The sequence below is a fragment of the Nonomuraea soli genome, assembly GCF_013761175.1.
In the GTDB taxonomy this organism is placed as follows: domain Bacteria; phylum Actinomycetota; class Actinomycetes; order Streptosporangiales; family Streptosporangiaceae; genus Nonomuraea; species Nonomuraea soli.
On sequence record NZ_JACDUR010000004.1, the window covers coordinates 182,698 to 197,407 of the forward strand.

The window sequence follows — 14,710 nt, forward strand, 5'->3', positions numbered from 1 at the left end:
CGCGCCACAGTGCCGTCGTTGAAATGCCCGATGAGCTCCGCCGAGACGTGCGGCTGCTCGGAGCCCTGCTGGGTCAGGTGATCGCCGAACAGGGCGGTCCCGATCTGCTGGAGGACGTCGAACGGCTGCGTAAAGCCGTCATCGGCGCCCGTCGTCGTGAGGTCGCCTTCGATGAGGTGGCGGCCATGGTCGGCGAGTGGGACATCGACCGCGCGGTGCAGATCGCGCGGGCCTTCACCTGCTACTTCCACCTGGCCAACCTGGCGGAGGAGCACTACCGCATCCTGACCCTGCGCGAGCGTGACGCCGACGGCGGCGTGCAGCGCGAGTCGATGGCCTCCGCGGTCCAGGACCTGGGCGCTGAGCGCGTCGCCGAACTGGTCGGCGGGCTCGAACTCCACCCGGTGCTGACCGCCCACCCGACCGAGGCCAGACGCCGCGCCGTCGTCACGGCGATCCAGCGCATCAGCCACCAGCTGGCCGAGTACAACACGCCCGGCAGGGGCTCCACTGAGCAGGACGAGAGCAAGCGCCGCCTGCTGGAGGAGATCGACCTGCTCTGGCGTACGGCCCAGCTGCGCAACACCAAGCTCGACCCGCTCGACGAGGTGCGCACCGCCATGGCCGCCTTCGACGAGACGCTCTTCCGCGTGGTCCCGCAGGTCTACCGCTCGCTCGACAGCGCGCTCGGCGAAGGCTCCGGCACCCGGCCGCCGCTGGCCCGCTCCTTCATCCGCTACGGCAGCTGGATCGGCGGCGACCGCGACGGCAACCCCAACGTCACCGCCAAGGTGACCCGCGAGGCCCTGCTGATCCAGGCCGAGCACGTGCTGACCGCGCTGGAGACCGCGGCCACGCGCATCGCCCGCACGCTGACGGCCGCCGCGCAGTTCACCCCTCCGTCCTCCGAACTCCTGGGCGCGATCAAGGCCGCCACCGACGCCAGCCCCGACCTGGTCTCCGAGCTGGCCACCCGCTCGCCCGCCGAGCCGCACCGCCAGTGGCTGCTGTACGTGGCCGCCCGCATCGGCGCCACCAACCGGCGTGACCTCGACCTGGCCTACCGCTCGCCCGAGGACCTGCTGGCCGACCTGCGCCTGGCGCAGGACTCCCTGGCCAAGGCGGGCGCCGTGCGCCAGGCCTACGGCGAGGTGCAGCACCTGATCTGGCAGGTGGAGACGTTCGGCTTCCACCTGGCCGAGCTGGAGGTGCGCCAGCACTCACAGGTGCACGCCGCCGCGCTGGAGGAGCTCTCAGGCGAAGGGCCGGTCTCGGAGCGCACGGACGAGGTCCTGGCGACGATCCGCACCATCGCCTGGATCCAGGAGCGGTTCGGCGTCACCGCCTGCTCCCGCTACGTGGTCTCCTTCACCCGCAGCGCCCACGACATCGCCACCGTCCACGAGCTGGCCCGCCACGCGCTCGGAGAGCGCGCGCCCGTGCTCGACGTGGTGCCGCTCTTCGAGTCCGGTCAGGACCTCGACAACTCCGTCGAGGTGCTGACGGGCATGCTGGAGATCCCGCAGGTCCAAAAGCGCCTGGAGAGCAATGACCGGCGCATGGAGGTCATGCTCGGCTACTCCGACTCCGCCAAGGAGCTCGGTCCCGCCGCCGCGACCATGAAGCTCTACGAGGCCCAGGAGCGGCTGACCGCCTGGGCCGCGGCCAACGACGTCAAGCTGCGCCTCTTCCACGGCCGCGGCGGCGCACTCGGCCGCGGCGGCGGCCCGGCCAACCGGGCGGTTCTCGCCCAGCCGCCCGGCTCCGTCGCCGGTCGCTTCAAGGTCACCGAGCAGGGCGAGGTCATCTTCGCCCGCTACGGCCACCAGGCCATCGCGCGGCGGCACATGGAGCAGGTCGGCAACGCGGTCCTGCTGGCCTCCTCGCCGAGCGTCGGCCAGAGCGCGGCGGCGGCGGCCGACCGCTTCCGCGCCGTGGCCCACCGCGTGGCCGCCGCCTCCGAGCAGGCCTACCGGGCGCTGACCGAGGCGCCCGGCTTCCCGGAGTGGTTCGGCCTGGTCAGCCCGCTGGAGGAGATCGGCTCGCTGCGACTGGGCTCGCGCCCCGCCCGCCGCGGGCTGGGCGCGCCGCGCTCGCTCGACGACCTGCGGGCCATCCCGTGGGTGTTCTCCTGGGCGCAGACGCGTGTCAACCTGCCCGGCTGGTACGGCCTGGGCAGCGGTCTCGAGGCCGTGGCCGAGATCGACGAGCTCCAGGCGGCCTACCGCGAGTGGCCGCTGTTCAGCTCGCTGCTCGACAACGTCGAGATGTCGCTGGCCAAGACCGACCGCTCGATCGCCAAGCGCTACCTGGCGCTCGGCGGGCGCCCCGACTTCGCCGAGCAGGTCCTGGCGGAGTACGACCGCACCCGTGACCTGGTGCTGCGCGTCACCGGGCACACGCGGCTGCTGGAGAACCGCCGGGTGTTGTCGCGTGCCGTCCAGCTGCGCGACCCGTACGTCGACGCCCTGTCGCACCTGCAACTGCGGGCGCTGACCGCGCTGCGCACCACGGAGGACCTGTCCGAGCACGAGCGGGAGCGGTTGTCGACGTTGCTGCTGCTGTCGGTCAACGGCGTGGCGGCCGGGCTGCAGAACACCGGATGATCAGAGCGGCCCTCCCGGACGACGTGCCCGCGATCGAGGAGATCGTCCAGGCCGCCTACCAGCCGTGGGCCGAGCTCATCGGGGTACGGCCCAAGCCGATGGACGAGGACTACCCGGCGCTGCAGGCGGCCGGGCGGATCTTCGTCCACGGCTCGCCCGTCGACGCGCTGATCGTGCTGGTGCCCGAGCCCGGGGTGCTCTACGTCGACAACGTCGCGGTCAGGCCCTCGCTGCACGGGCGGGGCGTGGGCAGGCGGTTGCTGGCCTTCGCCGAGGAGCGGGCGCTCGATCTCGGGCTGCCCGCCCTGCGGCTGATCACCAACGTGATGATGAAGAGGAACATCGCCCTCTACGAGAGGCTCGGCTACGTGATCACTTCGGTGGAGCCGATCGGGCCGCGTGAGGTCGTCTCGATGAGGAAGACCCTGCGTAGGTGACCCTGCGCAGGAGCATCTCGACCGGGCCCTGCTGGTGGCTTCTCAGCCACCGGCGGCTCAGCGCCAGCAGTGTCGCGTAGATCAGCGCCGCGACCCCCATGACCGCGATCGGCGGCAACCGGCCCGCGAGGCCCAGGCCGTACCCGGAGAAGACCAGGCAGGCCAGGACCGACTGGCCGATGTAGTTGGAGGCGGCCATACGGCCGGCGGGGGCGATCGTCCGGACCAGGCGCGGCAGTCGCAGCAGGGTCGCCACGTAGGCCGCGGCCAGCAGGGGCGCGGTCAGGGTGGTCAGCGCCAGCGCCAGCACGCTCGCGGCGCCCTCGGTGCCGGAGGTCAGGCCGAACAGGACGGCGACCGGCAGTCCCGCGCCGTACCCGATCCACTGGATCCTGCCGAGCGGCAGCGGCCGCTCCAGGACGCGCGACTTGCCCGCCGCCAGGCCGAACAGGAACATCGCGAACGCGGGCGGACCCTGGAAGACCCAGACGAGCGCGGCGAGCGACGGGTAGGTCTCCAGCTGGAAACGCAGCATGCCCAGCGGGCCGTCGGTGAACGTCGTCTGGCTCACCGTGGCGACGGGCGCCGCCTGCTGGCCGGGGTCGAGCATCGCCAGGCCGGCCAGGGCGAGCCACAGGACGGCCCAGACGCCGAGGATCCAGCTGCCGGCCTTGACCGCGGTGCGCGGCGCCATGTCGCGCATCGGCAGCAGGAGCAGGCCGAGAACGGCGTAGAGCGTGAGGATGTCGCCGATCCACAGCAGCAGGCCGTGCGCGACGCCGAGCACGAGGAGAGCCAGGCACCGCCGTACGGTCCTGGCCTTGGTGTCGTCGCCCGCAGAGCGCATCTGGAGGGTGAAGGAGTAGCCGAACAGGAACGAGAAGATCACGTAGAACTTCGACAGGACCAGGGTGTTGACCAGGAAGGCCACCGGGCCTTGCTGGAGGGAGACGGTCATGCCGACCTCTGACAGGCCGGGGTTGGCGAAGAAGCCGATGTTCGCGACCAGGATGCCGGCCAGGGCGAAGCCGCGGATGCCGTCGATCTCGGTGACTCTGTTCACCCTTCCGATAATGGAAAGCGGCCAAGGTCCGAGTCATCGAACCTTGGCCGCGAGCCGTACCGACTTTAGTGGGTGAACTCCACGTCGTCCCTGGCCTGCTTGGGGAGCAGGAGGCCGACCACGAAGGTCACCGCGATCATCGCCGCCGCCACCGCGAAGGTGATCGTGCCGCTCTTGGTGGTGAAGAAGATGGTGCCGAGCACCGCCAGGCCGAGCGCGTTGCCGATCTGCTGGACCGCGGTCAGGGTGCCCGAGGCGGAACCGGTCTCGGAGGGGTCGACCGCGGCCAGGACGATGTTGTAGAACGGGCCCATGATCAGGCCGCTGCCCAGGCCCACGAAGACCAGGGCCGGAGCCAGCTGCCACGGCGAGACGGCGGGGTTGGCGATGGCGACCACGGCCAGCGAACCCAGGCCCATGACCACCGCGCCGGCCAGCAGGACCTTGCGACCGTACTTCACGGTGGCCTGGGCGATGCCCATGCCCACGATCATGCCGACCGAGGAGGGGACGCTGGTCAGCGCGGCCTTGAGCGGGGTGTAGCCCAGACCCTGCTGGGTGTAGAAGCCGAGGACCGCGAAGATGCCGCCGAAGGCCGCGAAGTAGATGGCGCCGACGGCCAGACCGGACAGGAAGGCGGGCTTGCGGAACAGGCTCGGGACGATCAGCTGGTCGCTCTTGCGCTTCTTCTCGTAGATCACGAAGAGGGCGAAGACCACGACCGAAGCGGCCATCATCGCGAAGCTCCACAGCGGCCAGCCGTGCTCGCCGCCCTGGATCAGCGGGAAGACGATCAGGACGGTGCCGAGCGAGGCCAGGAGCGCGCCGGGGATATCGAGCTTGACGCCGCCGGCCGGCCGGGTGCTGGGCAGGAACTTCATGGCCGCGACGGCGGCGGCGATGCCGATGGGCAGGTTGATCAGGAAGATCATCCTCCAGCCCGGCCCGCTGACCAGCGCACCGGCCAGGATCGGGCCGCCCACCGCGGACAGGCCCAGGACCGGACCGAACAGACCGAACGCCGCGGTCAGTTCCTTGTCGCGGAACATCTCCTTCATCAGGCCCATGCCCTGCGGGATCATCGCCGCGCCGAACAGGCCCTGGATGATCCTGGCGCCGATGATGGTCTCGGGGGAGACCGCGATCGCGCAGAGCAGCGAGCCGACCGTGAAGCCGGCGATGCCGATGAGGAACATGCGCTTGCGCCCCACGATGTCGCCCAGGCGGCCGCCGATCAGCAGGCCCGCGGTCATCGCCAGGATGTAGGCCGCGCCGAGCCACTGGATGAGGGAGTTGCCGCCGCCGAGGTCGGCGCGCATCGTCGGGCCGGCGATGTGGGTGACGGTCGCGTCGAGGAGCTCCATGACGGAGCCGGCGAGGATCACGCCCAGGGCTGCCCAGCGCCACCTGTAGGCGGGAGCCTCGACCTCGGGGGTCTCGGTGACCTCTGCGGGCCGGATGTCGAGAGCGGTCATGTCGGGCCTCCATGGAACGGAACGGCTTGTTCTGTTCCAGAATAGCAGAACGGAATGCTTCATTCCATACCGCTTCCAAGATTCTTCCGGCCGGGCTACCGGAGGGTGGCGAGGCGCTGGTGTTGGTGAACCAGTAGAGGGCGACGTTCGTGAGGATCACGTCCGGGCTCGCGACGTCGCCCAGGAGTTGCCCGCTCCAGGCGACCTGGCCGGCGGGGGGAGTCCGACGGTGCGGGCCTGGGGGATTTCGATCCTGAAAGGAGTGATTGCAGCCATGTAAAGCTTCTTTCGTGGCCTTTGTGAAATAAGAGGGAAGTTAGTCGGAAATACCCCGCGCCCCCGTCTGCCTGGGCCTATGCGGCCTCGGGGAGCATCGCAGAGAGTACTTATCGCTGATCTATGTGACTGGTATGGGCCGAAGCTATAAAAGGCGATATAAACCGACCTGACCGGTGATGTCGGCGTTGGAGGCGGGGATGAGGTTCGTCATCCTGGGTCCGGTGATGGCCTACGGGAAGGATGGCCAGGTGCCGCTGGGGCCGCCGAAACGCCGGCTGCTCCTCGCGCTGCTGCTCACCTCGGGGGAGCGCGCCGTACCGCTGGAGACGGCCGTCCAGGCCGTCTGGGGCGGCAACCCGCCCGCGTCGGCCGTGCAGAACCTCTACCAGCACATCTCCCACCTGCGCCAGGTGCTCGGCCACGACACCATCGCCGGGCAGGGCAGGCCGGGCTACACCGTGGCCGGGCTGCCCGGCAACCTCGACGCCCACACCTTCGAGGACCTGGCGGAACGCGGCTCGCGCGCCCTCGCCGGCGGCGACGCCCCCACGGCCGCGCGCAGCTTACGGCAGGCGCTGGCCATGTGGCGCGGGCCCGCCTTCGGTGACCTGGCCGGCGAGCCCGCCCTCCACCAGGAGGCGGAACGGCTGGAGGAACTGCGGCTCGCGGCGCTGGAGAATCGCATCGAGGCGGACCTGACCCTGGGGCTCCACGAGCCGGCCATCGCCGAACTGCTCGTGCTGACCAGGAGCCACCCCTACCGGGAGCGGTTCGTCACGCAGCTCATGCATGGGCTCAGGGTGGCGCAGCGGGCCAGCGAGGCTCTGGAGGTGTACAGGCGGACGCGGGCGCTGTTCGTCGAGGAGCTCGGCATCGAGCCGGGGCCCGTGCTGCGCCGGTTGCACCAGGCGATCCTCACGGGCGAGCCGTACACCACCGGCCCGTCCGCAGGCTCCGTCCGGCCTTCCGCCATCGGACCGGCGGCGCCTGACGACGAGCCCGCACTCGCGGGCGTGGCCGTGCCTCACGAACTGCCCGCCGGAGTCGCCCGCTTCGTCGGCCGCCGGGCCCAGCTCCGCGAGCTGGACCGGCTCCTCCCGCGCACCACCGACCGCACCCCGCCGACCGTGATCGTCGCCGCCGTCGTCGGTACGGCAGGCGTGGGCAAGACCGCGCTGGCGGTCCACTGGGCCCACCGGGTGGCGCACCGCTTCCCCGACGGCCGGCTCTACCTCAACATGCACGGCTACTCGGCCGAATCTCCCCGGCAGCCGCTCCACGCCGTATCGGCGCTGCTGCGCTCGCTCGGCATGCCCGCCGAGCAGATCCCCGTCGACCTGGCCGAGGCGGCCGCCCGCTACCGATCCCTGATCGCCGGGCGCCGCATGCTCATCGTGCTCGACAACGTCCGGTCGGCGGCCCAGATCCGCCCGCTCCTCCCAGGAGAGGGCGCCTCGTTCGTCCTGGTCACCAGCCGTGACCGGCTCACCGGTCTCGTCGCGCAGGATGGAGCCTGCCGTCTCACACTCGGCGTCATGACGGAGAAGGAGTCCGTCGCCCTGCTCGCGCGCACACTCGGCGCCGGCCGCGTCCACCACGAGCCGCAGGCGGCCGCCGCGCTCGCGGCACGCTGCGCCCACCTCCCGCTGTCGTTGTGCATCGCGGCCGCGCTCCTCAGCGACCACCCCAAGCAGGACATCACCCACTTCGTGGGGCAGCTGGCCGGCGGCGAGGCCCTGGCCGGGCTGACGGTCGACGGCCAGGAAGACGGCGAGATCGCCGTCCGCGCCGCGTTCGACCTCTCCTACCAGGCGCTGGACCCGTCGCTCCGCAGCGTCTTCCGTGGCCTGGGCCTGGTCGGCTGCCCCGACTTCACCGCGGAGGCCGTGGGAGCCCAGACCGGTGCGGAACCCGCCGCGGCCGACCGCGCGCTCCGCCGCCTGGCGGCGGCGCACCTCGTCGAGGAGTCGCAGCCCGGGCGCTACACCCTGCACGACCTGCTGCGGGAGTACGCGAGCCGGCTTGCCACGACCACCGACGACGAGGAAACGCTGGCCGCCGCCAGGCGACGGCTGTGCGACTGGTACCTCACGACGGTCACCACCGCCCAGCGCCTGCTCCACGCCGGACAACGGCAGAGCCCGCCCGAGGACTTCGTCGGTCACGCCCCGCCCGCCCTGACCGACTACGACTCCGCCCTCGCCTGGCTCGACGCCGAACGCCACAACATCGTCGAGGTCGTCAAATGCGCCTCCCGCCACGGACTGGACGCCATCTGCGTCCACCTGGCCGACCGGCTGCGCGGCTACTTCGACCTGCGGCGCCACACGGCCGACTGGGAAACCGTCGCGCGGCTCGCGCGGGAGACCGCCGCGAGAGGCGGCGACGAGACCCTCCACCCGATAGCCCTCCACGGCGCCGCCCACCTCGGCTTCGTCCTCGCCAGATACGCCCAGGCCATCACCTGCGTCAAAGAACTGATGGCGCTCACACCCGCGGACGCCCCCGCCAAAGCCCGCGCCGACCTCATGTGCAACCTCGGGTACCTCCTGACCAGGGTCGGCCGTACGGCAGAGGCGGAATCGACGCTCGACGAGGCCCGCGTCCTGGCCCGTACGGCAGGCAGTACGGCCAGCCAGGCGGCCATCCTGCTCAACCTCGCCAATCTCCACCTCGACTGCGGCAGCCTCGCGGAGGGCAGGACCGCGGCCCTCACCGCCCTGCGCCTGTCCCGCAACAGCGACGAGCCCCGCTGGGTGGCCATGTCGCTGGGGACACTCGGCGAGCTGGCCCAACTCCAGGGGAGCTACGCGGAGGCCATCAGCTACTTCGACGACTGCTTGGAGATGCACCGGCGGCAGGGCGACCGGCCCGGGGAGCTGGCGTCGTTGTCGTGGCTGGCGCGCACCTGCCTCGACCTGGGGCGCTGGGAGGAGTGCCACCATAACGCGTCGGCGGCTCGTGACCTGGCTCGTGAGATCGGCGACCGGCATCAGCTGGTGCACTCGGTGACCGTGCTCGCGGCGCATTCACGCGCCACGGGCGACCTGGAGGCCGCCCTGTCCACCTCCCGGACCGCGCTCGGCATGGCGGCGGAACTCGGCGACCCGTACCTGGAGTGCGACGCCGCCTTGGAGGCGGCGCACGCCGCTGCGGGGACGGGTTCGCAAGCCGAGCAGCTGGCCCGCCGAGCCCTCACCATCGCCCGCCGATGCCGCTTCCGCCTGCTCGAAGGCCGCGCCCTCACCCTGCTCGCCACGCTCGCCCACGAGCGGGCCGATCACCACGCGGCGGTGGAACAGGCCTTCCACGCTCTCGCCGTCCATCGCTCCACCGGCCACCGCCTCGGCGAGGCCCACACGCACGCCCTCCTCGGCCAGGCCCTGCGCGCAGCCGGCGACCCCCGGGCCGAGGAACACGGTCGAGCAGCGGAGCGGACCCTCGCCGACCTCGGCCTGACAGGCCGCCTCAAGAGCTGACCTGCGTCAGGTCAGCACCGACCGCGTGACCAGCCGGCCGATCCGAGCCAGCAGCTTGCGAGGCCGCCGGGGCATGAGATGCGCCATCGGGAAGTTCGCCGCCCCCGGCACCACGTAGCCGCGGTCCCGCTCCAGCCCTCTGAGCGCCGCCTCCACCACCGCACGCGGCGTGGCCATCCGGCCCCCGATCGCGGCCTTCCGCGTGCCGATCACGTCGAAGAACGCGGTCTCCACCGGTCCAGGCGTGACCGCGAGTACCTTGACGCCCCGCCCGCGCAGCTCACTCCACAGCGCGAGGCTGAAGTTGAGCACGAACGTTTTGGACGACCCGTAGGTCGCGAAGTACGGCGCGATGTTGAACCCGGCCGTGGACCCCACGTTGATAACACCGCCCGAGCCCCGCTCGACCATCCCCGGCACCACCGCGTGCGTCAGCCCGACGAGCGCCACGACGTTCACCATCAGCTCGTCGCGTTCGCGCTCGGCCGGGATCTCCTCGAATCGCCCCGTCGTCCCGAACCCCGCGTTGTTCACCAGCAGATCGACCTGGATGCCACGGGCTTCGAGCTCCCGCTCGACCCTGGCCGCGGCGTCGGGCTCCGCCAGGTCCTGACCGATGACCTCGACGTGCACCCCGTCGAGCTCCTTGGCGAGGGTTTCGAGCCTGTCGACGGACCGGGCCACCAGGACCAGGTTGTGGCCCCGCGCGGCCAGCTGACGGGCGAACTCCGCCCCGATGCCAGAAGACGCCCCTGTTACAAGTGCAGCAGTAATCATGGACATAACGTAGCAGCTTCTCAGTTATCTGCAACAGATCGTCTCAATTAATCATGCGATACGGTCTATCCATGAGCACCAACACGGGCCGCAAGCTGCGAGCGGACGCCGAACGCAGCATCCGCACGATCATGGAGGCGGCGGAGCGCCTGCTCAGCCAGAACCCCGCCGCGACCATGGAACAGATCGCCCAGGCCGCCGGCGTCGCCCGTGCCACCATCCACCGCCGCTTCGCCAGCCGCGAAGAACTCATCGACACCATGACCGCGGCCGCCTGGAACGACATCGCCCAGGCCGTCGAAGCCTCCCGCCCCGCCACCGCCCCACCGCTCGTCGTCCTCCACCAGGCGACGGCCAACGTCCTGCAGATCAAGTCCGGCTGGCGCTTCGCGCTCGCCCAGACCACCCCTCCCGGCGCCGCGGCCCAGCAGACCTTCGCCGAGGTCATCGCGGTCTGCGACGCCCTCTTCGCCCGAGCCAGGGAAGATGGCCTGATCAGGCAGGACGTCGACCTGGTGTGGGTGAGGCGGATCTACCTCGCCCTCCTCGGCGAGGCCGCCCACGGCGGCATCACCGGCCAAGCCCCGGCCGAACACCCGGACACCGTCGCCGCCAGGGTCGTCGACACCCTCCTGCACGGGGTGGGGTGAAGGCCGCCCACCGCGCTACGAGGGCTTCGAAACGTGGGGCACCGAGGTTCGTCTTCGGCCATCACCGCTTGGCCCTCTGGAGGTTCTACGGCTGGGTGTGAGGTGAGCCCGGACTCCCGGCCTGATCTTCGCGGTCGAGCCCGGCCAGAAGCGCATCGAGCCCCGCCTTGACCTCGGACGCCTCCCGCTCCCGATGGATCACCAGGTTGGCCGCGAGCGGCGCGAGCAGCGCATCGGCCAGGAAGGCCGCATCGGCCGCGTGACCCAGCCGGCCGATCAGCATGGCCAGATGCTGATGGTAGGCCTGATAGGCGCCGCCGAAGCGCGCGAACTCCCCGGCGGTCTCGGCCATGAGCAGCAGGTCGAGCTGGGCGAAGGTGCGATCGGTCAGCGCGTGCAGGAACGCGCGCACCCGCTCGGCGGGCGGCGCGCCGGGACCGAGTGGCGGGGGGCCGGCGAGGAAGGCCTGCTGGAACTCGCGCTCCTTCTCGTCGATGAGCGCGTAGGCCAGCCCGGATCTGTCGCCGAACCGCCGGTACAGCGTGCCGACCCCGACGCCGGAGGCGGCCGCGACGTCGGCCATCGCCAGTCCGCGCACACCCTGGGCGGCGACGATCTCGGCCGCTGCGGCGAGGATCTTCGACCTGTTCCTGGCGGCGTCGGCCCGTTCCTGTGCCACGAAGCCACTGTAGCGACCTTGCTAAGGGGAATAGATTCCGTTTACTCTCACAAGTGGAATCAATTCCGCTTATCTCTCCTTGGGGGCATCATGCTGAACGGCAAGGTCGCGCTCGTCACGGGCGGCAGCAGGGGCATCGGGGCGGCCATCGCCCGCGGCCTGGCGGGGGCGGGCGCCGAGGTGGCCATCACCTACGCCACCTCCGACGTCCGGGCCGAAGCCGTGCTCGCGCAGATCGAGGCGACCGGCAGCCGCGGACTGGTCATGGCCGCCGACGCCGCCGACGCGGAGGCGCTGCGAAGAGCCGTCGCCCGCACCGTCGCCGTGCTCGGCCGTCTCGACATCCTGGTGAACAATGCCGGAATCGCTCCCTACGGCCCCCTTGCCGAGGTCTCCCTGGACGAGGTGGACCGCACGCTGGCCGTACACGCGAGAGCGGCGTTCGTCACCGCACAGGCGGCCGCCGCGCACATGGGCGCCGGCGGGCGGATCATCACCATCGGCAGCAGCCTGGCCGAACGCGTGACGACCCCGGGCTGGGCCCTGTATTCGATGAGCAAGTCCGCCCTGATCGGCCTGACCAAGGGCCTTGCCCGCGACCTGGGCCCCCGCGACATCACGGCCAACCTCATCCATCCTGGCTCGACCGACACCGAGATGAACCCCGCCGACGGCCCCGACGCCGACGGCGAGCGCTCCTACACCGCCCTGGGCCGCTACTGCACCCCGGAGGACATCGCCGCCACCGTCCTGCACCTGGCCGGACCGGCCGGGCGCAACATCACCGGCACGGCGATCGCGGTGGACGCGGGGACGACGGCCTGATGGCCTGGCTGTGGCTGCTGGGCGCCGCCGCCCTGGAGGTCGTGTGGGCGATCGCCCTGGAGCGTTCGCAGGCGTTCACCCGCCCGTGGCCGGCCACGATCGCGATCTCCTCGGCGGCCGCGAGCTTCGTCATGTTGTCGCTGGCGCTGAAGGACCTGCCGGTGGGCACGGCCTATGCGGTGTGGGTCGGGCTGGGCAGCGTGGGGGTGGCCGTCGCGGGAATCGTGCTGCTGGGGGAGGGGTCATCCCCGGTACGGCTGGCATGTCTGGCGCTGATCGTCGCCGGCGTCATCGGCTTGAAGGTCACCTGAGGCGCAGGCCGGGGGCCGGAAGGCCCCCGGCGGAAGGGCTGCCCATGACGAGAAGGGTCAGGGCAGGAAGAAGGCTCGCAGGTCGTCGGCGAGCAGGTCGGGCGCCTCCATGGCCGGGAAGTGCCCTCCACGGTCGAACTCCGACCAGTGCGAGGCCGCCCCCGCGGCCCCGACGGCCGAGCGGATGCTGTTGTCGGCGGCGAACACGGCGACTCCCATGGGCGGTCCCTGCGGCGGCGCGAAGTCCGGTGCGGAGTCCGATGCCTCGTGGGACGACGCCATGGCCTTCCACGCCTGCATGCCCTCGTACACCATGTGCGCCGAGCTGGCCCCCACCCCGTTGAACCAGGTCAGCGTCACGTTGGTCAGCAACTGGTCCCGGTCGATGGCCGACAGGTCGTGGGACCACTCCCGGTACTTCTCCACCATCCACGCCAGCTGCCCCACGGGCGAGTCCTGCAGCGAGTACCCCAGTGTCTGCGGCCGCGTCGACATGATGTGCAGGTACCCCGCCCCCTCCGAGCGGAAGGTGTTGAAGCGTGCCGCCCGCTCCTGGTCCTGCGGTGACAGCCCGGCGGGGTCGATCGGCGGGCCGAACGGCATGGGTGTGGGCCCGGAGATGTGCACGCCGACGACCGCTTCCGGGGCGACCATGGGGATCAGCCCCGCGACTCCCGATCCGACGTCGGTGCCGTGCACGCCGTACCTGGTGTAGCCGAGCCGGCCCATGATGGTGGCCCAGGCGCCCGCGACGCGGAAGATGTTCCCCCACCCCTCCTCCTTCACCGGGGTGGACCAGCCGTACCCGGGGAGGGAGGGCATGACCAGGTGGAAGTCCTTGGTCAGGAGGTCGACGAGCTTGATGAACTCGACGTTGGAGCTGGGCCAGCCGTGGGTGAGGATGAGCGGCAGCGCGTCGGGCGAGGCCGAGCGGATGTGGAACAGGTGGACCGGCTGCCCGTCGACGGTGGTCATGAGCTGCGGGTAGGAGTTGAGCAGGGCTTCCTGGGCGCGCCACGAGTAGCCGTCGCCCCAGTAGGCGACGAGGTCGCGCAGGAAGTCGAGCGGCACCCCGCGTTGCCAGCCCTGGCCGGGGATCTCGGAGGGCCAGCGGGTACGGCTGAGCCGCTCCTTCAGGTCGTCGAGGTCGGCCTGTGGCACGTCGATGGCGAAGGGGTTCATGGGTGGCTCCTTTGGGCGATGGGAATGGGGGCGGGCTATGACACGGTGCGGGCGTAGTCGGCGGCCCACTGCTCGGGGGTGCGGGCAGGCCGGCCGGTGACGCGTTCGATGGTGTCCGTCACGCGCGCGGGCCCGTCGAGGTGGCGCTCCCAGGCGGCGAAGAGCACGTCGGCGGGGGCGTAGGGGCTCATGGCGGCGCGGGCCTGCTCGGCCGGGAGTTCCTCGTATCGCAGGGGCCGGCCCAGGGCCTTGCCCAGCAGGCCGATCTGCTCGGCGTGCGTGAGCGAGACGGGTCCGGTGACGTCGTAGGTCCGGCCTTCGTGCGCGTCGGAGGTGAGGGCGGCGATGGCGATCGCGGCGAAGTCGGCCGGGTGGATGGGCGAGGTGGAGGCTTCCGCGTACGGCCCGCGGACGACGTCGCCCGCCTTGAGCTGGCCGGGGACGTCGTAGGCCCACTGGAGCGGGTCGGCGGAGCCGATGTCGAGGCGCAGGAAGGTCCAGCCGAGGCCTGAGGCGCGGATCTGCTGTTCGAGGTCGTGGTGGAAGGCGGCGACGTCGTCGGGCTGCGGGTCGGCGCCGTCGACGATGGCGCCGCTGGACTGGAACACGATCCTGCGTACTCCTGCCTCGCGCGCCGCCTTGAGGAAGGCGGGGGCGAAGCCGGGCACGACGGCCAGCAGGAAGACGGCGGTGACGCCCTGGAAGGCGGCGGCGAGGGACTCGGCGTCGCCGAGGTCACCGGCGGCCACGTCGGCGGCGGCGGGCAGGCCGGAGTTGGCGGGGTCGCGGGTGAGGGCGCGGACAGGGGTGCCGGCCTCGACGAGCTGCTCGACGATGGAGCGGCCGACGGGGGCGGTGGAGGCGGTCACGAGGATCATGAGTGAGTCCCTTGTTCGAGGTAGAGCACCACATTAGGAAGTAATGCGGAAAAGTTCGTTCCTCATTGG

12 protein-coding genes are annotated in these 14,710 nt (G+C 71.2%); 6 read left to right on the forward strand and 6 right to left on the reverse strand.

Annotated features, from left to right (window positions below; all coding sequences use genetic code 11):
• Window positions 1–23 precede the first annotated feature (23 nt).
• Window positions 24–2,606 (forward strand): phosphoenolpyruvate carboxylase, encoded by a 2,583-nt coding sequence (locus HNR30_RS19310; RefSeq protein WP_181611306.1) that lies wholly within the window; start codon window positions 24–26, stop codon window positions 2,604–2,606.
• The gene (locus HNR30_RS19315) at window positions 2,603–3,043 is read left to right on the forward strand and encodes a GNAT family N-acetyltransferase (protein WP_181611307.1); all 441 of its coding nucleotides are present in this window, start codon (window positions 2,603–2,605) and stop codon (window positions 3,041–3,043) included. Before HNR30_RS19310 ends, HNR30_RS19315 begins: the two co-directional genes overlap by 4 nt.
• On the opposite strand, the gene HNR30_RS50195 is transcribed toward HNR30_RS19315, so the two are convergent.
• Together HNR30_RS50195 and HNR30_RS19325 are read right to left on the reverse strand one after the other, a co-directional pair.
• Complete coding sequence (locus HNR30_RS50195; RefSeq protein ID WP_220133777.1) at window positions 2,979–4,106, reverse strand: DUF418 domain-containing protein; 1,128 nt, start codon at window positions 4,104–4,106, stop codon at window positions 2,979–2,981. The genes HNR30_RS19315 and HNR30_RS50195 overlap by 65 nt on opposite strands.
• Window positions 4,107–4,171: 65 nt before the next feature.
• Window positions 4,172–5,581 (reverse strand): MFS transporter, encoded by a 1,410-nt coding sequence (locus tag HNR30_RS19325; protein ID WP_181611308.1) that lies wholly within the window; start codon window positions 5,579–5,581, stop codon window positions 4,172–4,174.
• 476 nt (window positions 5,582–6,057) lie between these two features.
• Between HNR30_RS19325 and HNR30_RS19330 the strand changes: the two genes are divergently transcribed.
• The gene (locus tag HNR30_RS19330) at window positions 6,058–9,339 is read left to right on the forward strand and encodes an AfsR/SARP family transcriptional regulator (RefSeq protein WP_181611309.1); all 3,282 of its coding nucleotides are present in this window, start codon (window positions 6,058–6,060) and stop codon (window positions 9,337–9,339) included.
• Window positions 9,340–9,345: 6 nt separating this feature from the next.
• Here HNR30_RS19330 and HNR30_RS19335 read toward each other — a convergent pair whose 3' ends face one another.
• Window positions 9,346–10,116, reverse strand: coding sequence for an SDR family NAD(P)-dependent oxidoreductase (locus HNR30_RS19335; RefSeq protein ID WP_181611310.1), 771 nt, complete (start codon window positions 10,114–10,116; stop codon window positions 9,346–9,348).
• 71 nt (window positions 10,117–10,187) lie between these two features.
• Between HNR30_RS19335 and HNR30_RS19340 the strand changes: the two genes are divergently transcribed.
• The gene (locus HNR30_RS19340; protein WP_181611311.1) at window positions 10,188–10,766 is read left to right on the forward strand and encodes a TetR/AcrR family transcriptional regulator; all 579 of its coding nucleotides are present in this window, start codon (window positions 10,188–10,190) and stop codon (window positions 10,764–10,766) included.
• A gap of 85 nt (window positions 10,767–10,851) precedes the next feature.
• Here HNR30_RS19340 and HNR30_RS19345 read toward each other — a convergent pair whose 3' ends face one another.
• Window positions 10,852–11,445, reverse strand: coding sequence for a TetR/AcrR family transcriptional regulator (locus HNR30_RS19345; RefSeq protein WP_181611312.1), 594 nt, complete (start codon window positions 11,443–11,445; stop codon window positions 10,852–10,854).
• A 90-nt stretch (window positions 11,446–11,535) separates the two neighbouring features.
• Here HNR30_RS19345 and HNR30_RS19350 point away from each other — a divergent pair, with 90 nt between their 5' ends.
• Window positions 11,536–12,270 (forward strand): SDR family NAD(P)-dependent oxidoreductase, encoded by a 735-nt coding sequence (locus tag HNR30_RS19350; RefSeq protein ID WP_181611313.1) that lies wholly within the window; start codon window positions 11,536–11,538, stop codon window positions 12,268–12,270.
• Window positions 12,270–12,581, forward strand: coding sequence for a DMT family transporter (locus HNR30_RS19355; protein WP_181611314.1), 312 nt, complete (start codon window positions 12,270–12,272; stop codon window positions 12,579–12,581). The genes HNR30_RS19350 and HNR30_RS19355 overlap by 1 nt, the downstream gene beginning before the upstream one ends.
• 57 nt (window positions 12,582–12,638) lie before the next feature.
• On the opposite strand, the gene HNR30_RS19360 is transcribed toward HNR30_RS19355, so the two are convergent.
• On the reverse strand, window positions 12,639–13,763 hold the full coding sequence (locus tag HNR30_RS19360; RefSeq protein ID WP_181611315.1) for an epoxide hydrolase family protein: 1,125 nt from the start codon (window positions 13,761–13,763) through the stop codon (window positions 12,639–12,641).
• Window positions 13,764–13,798: 35 nt separating this feature from the next.
• A complete protein-coding gene (locus HNR30_RS19365) occupies window positions 13,799–14,641 on the reverse strand; it encodes an NAD(P)H-binding protein (RefSeq protein WP_181611316.1) in 843 nt (280 codons plus the stop codon).
• Window positions 14,642–14,710 lie beyond the last annotated feature (69 nt).

Bases quoted from the DNA above. Each gene is read 5' to 3' on its own strand.
- HNR30_RS19310 (WP_181611306.1), top strand. From the start codon at position 24: ATGCCCGATGAGCTCCGCCGAGACGTGCGGCTGCTCGGAGCCCTGCTG.
- HNR30_RS19315 (WP_181611307.1), top strand. From the start codon at position 2,603: ATGATCAGAGCGGCCCTCCCGGACGACGTGCCCGCGATCGAGGAGATC.
- HNR30_RS19325 (WP_181611308.1), bottom strand. From the start codon at position 5,581: ATGACCGCTCTCGACATCCGGCCCGCAGAGGTCACCGAGACCCCCGAG.
- HNR30_RS19330 (WP_181611309.1), top strand. From the start codon at position 6,058: ATGAGGTTCGTCATCCTGGGTCCGGTGATGGCCTACGGGAAGGATGGC.
- HNR30_RS19335 (WP_181611310.1), bottom strand. From the start codon at position 10,116: ATGATTACTGCTGCACTTGTAACAGGGGCGTCTTCTGGCATCGGGGCG.
- HNR30_RS19340 (WP_181611311.1), top strand. From the start codon at position 10,188: ATGAGCACCAACACGGGCCGCAAGCTGCGAGCGGACGCCGAACGCAGC.
- HNR30_RS19350 (WP_181611313.1), top strand. From the start codon at position 11,536: ATGCTGAACGGCAAGGTCGCGCTCGTCACGGGCGGCAGCAGGGGCATC.
- HNR30_RS19355 (WP_181611314.1), top strand. From the start codon at position 12,270: ATGGCCTGGCTGTGGCTGCTGGGCGCCGCCGCCCTGGAGGTCGTGTGG.
- HNR30_RS19360 (WP_181611315.1), bottom strand. From the start codon at position 13,763: ATGAACCCCTTCGCCATCGACGTGCCACAGGCCGACCTCGACGACCTG.
- HNR30_RS19365 (WP_181611316.1), bottom strand. From the start codon at position 14,641: ATGATCCTCGTGACCGCCTCCACCGCCCCCGTCGGCCGCTCCATCGTC.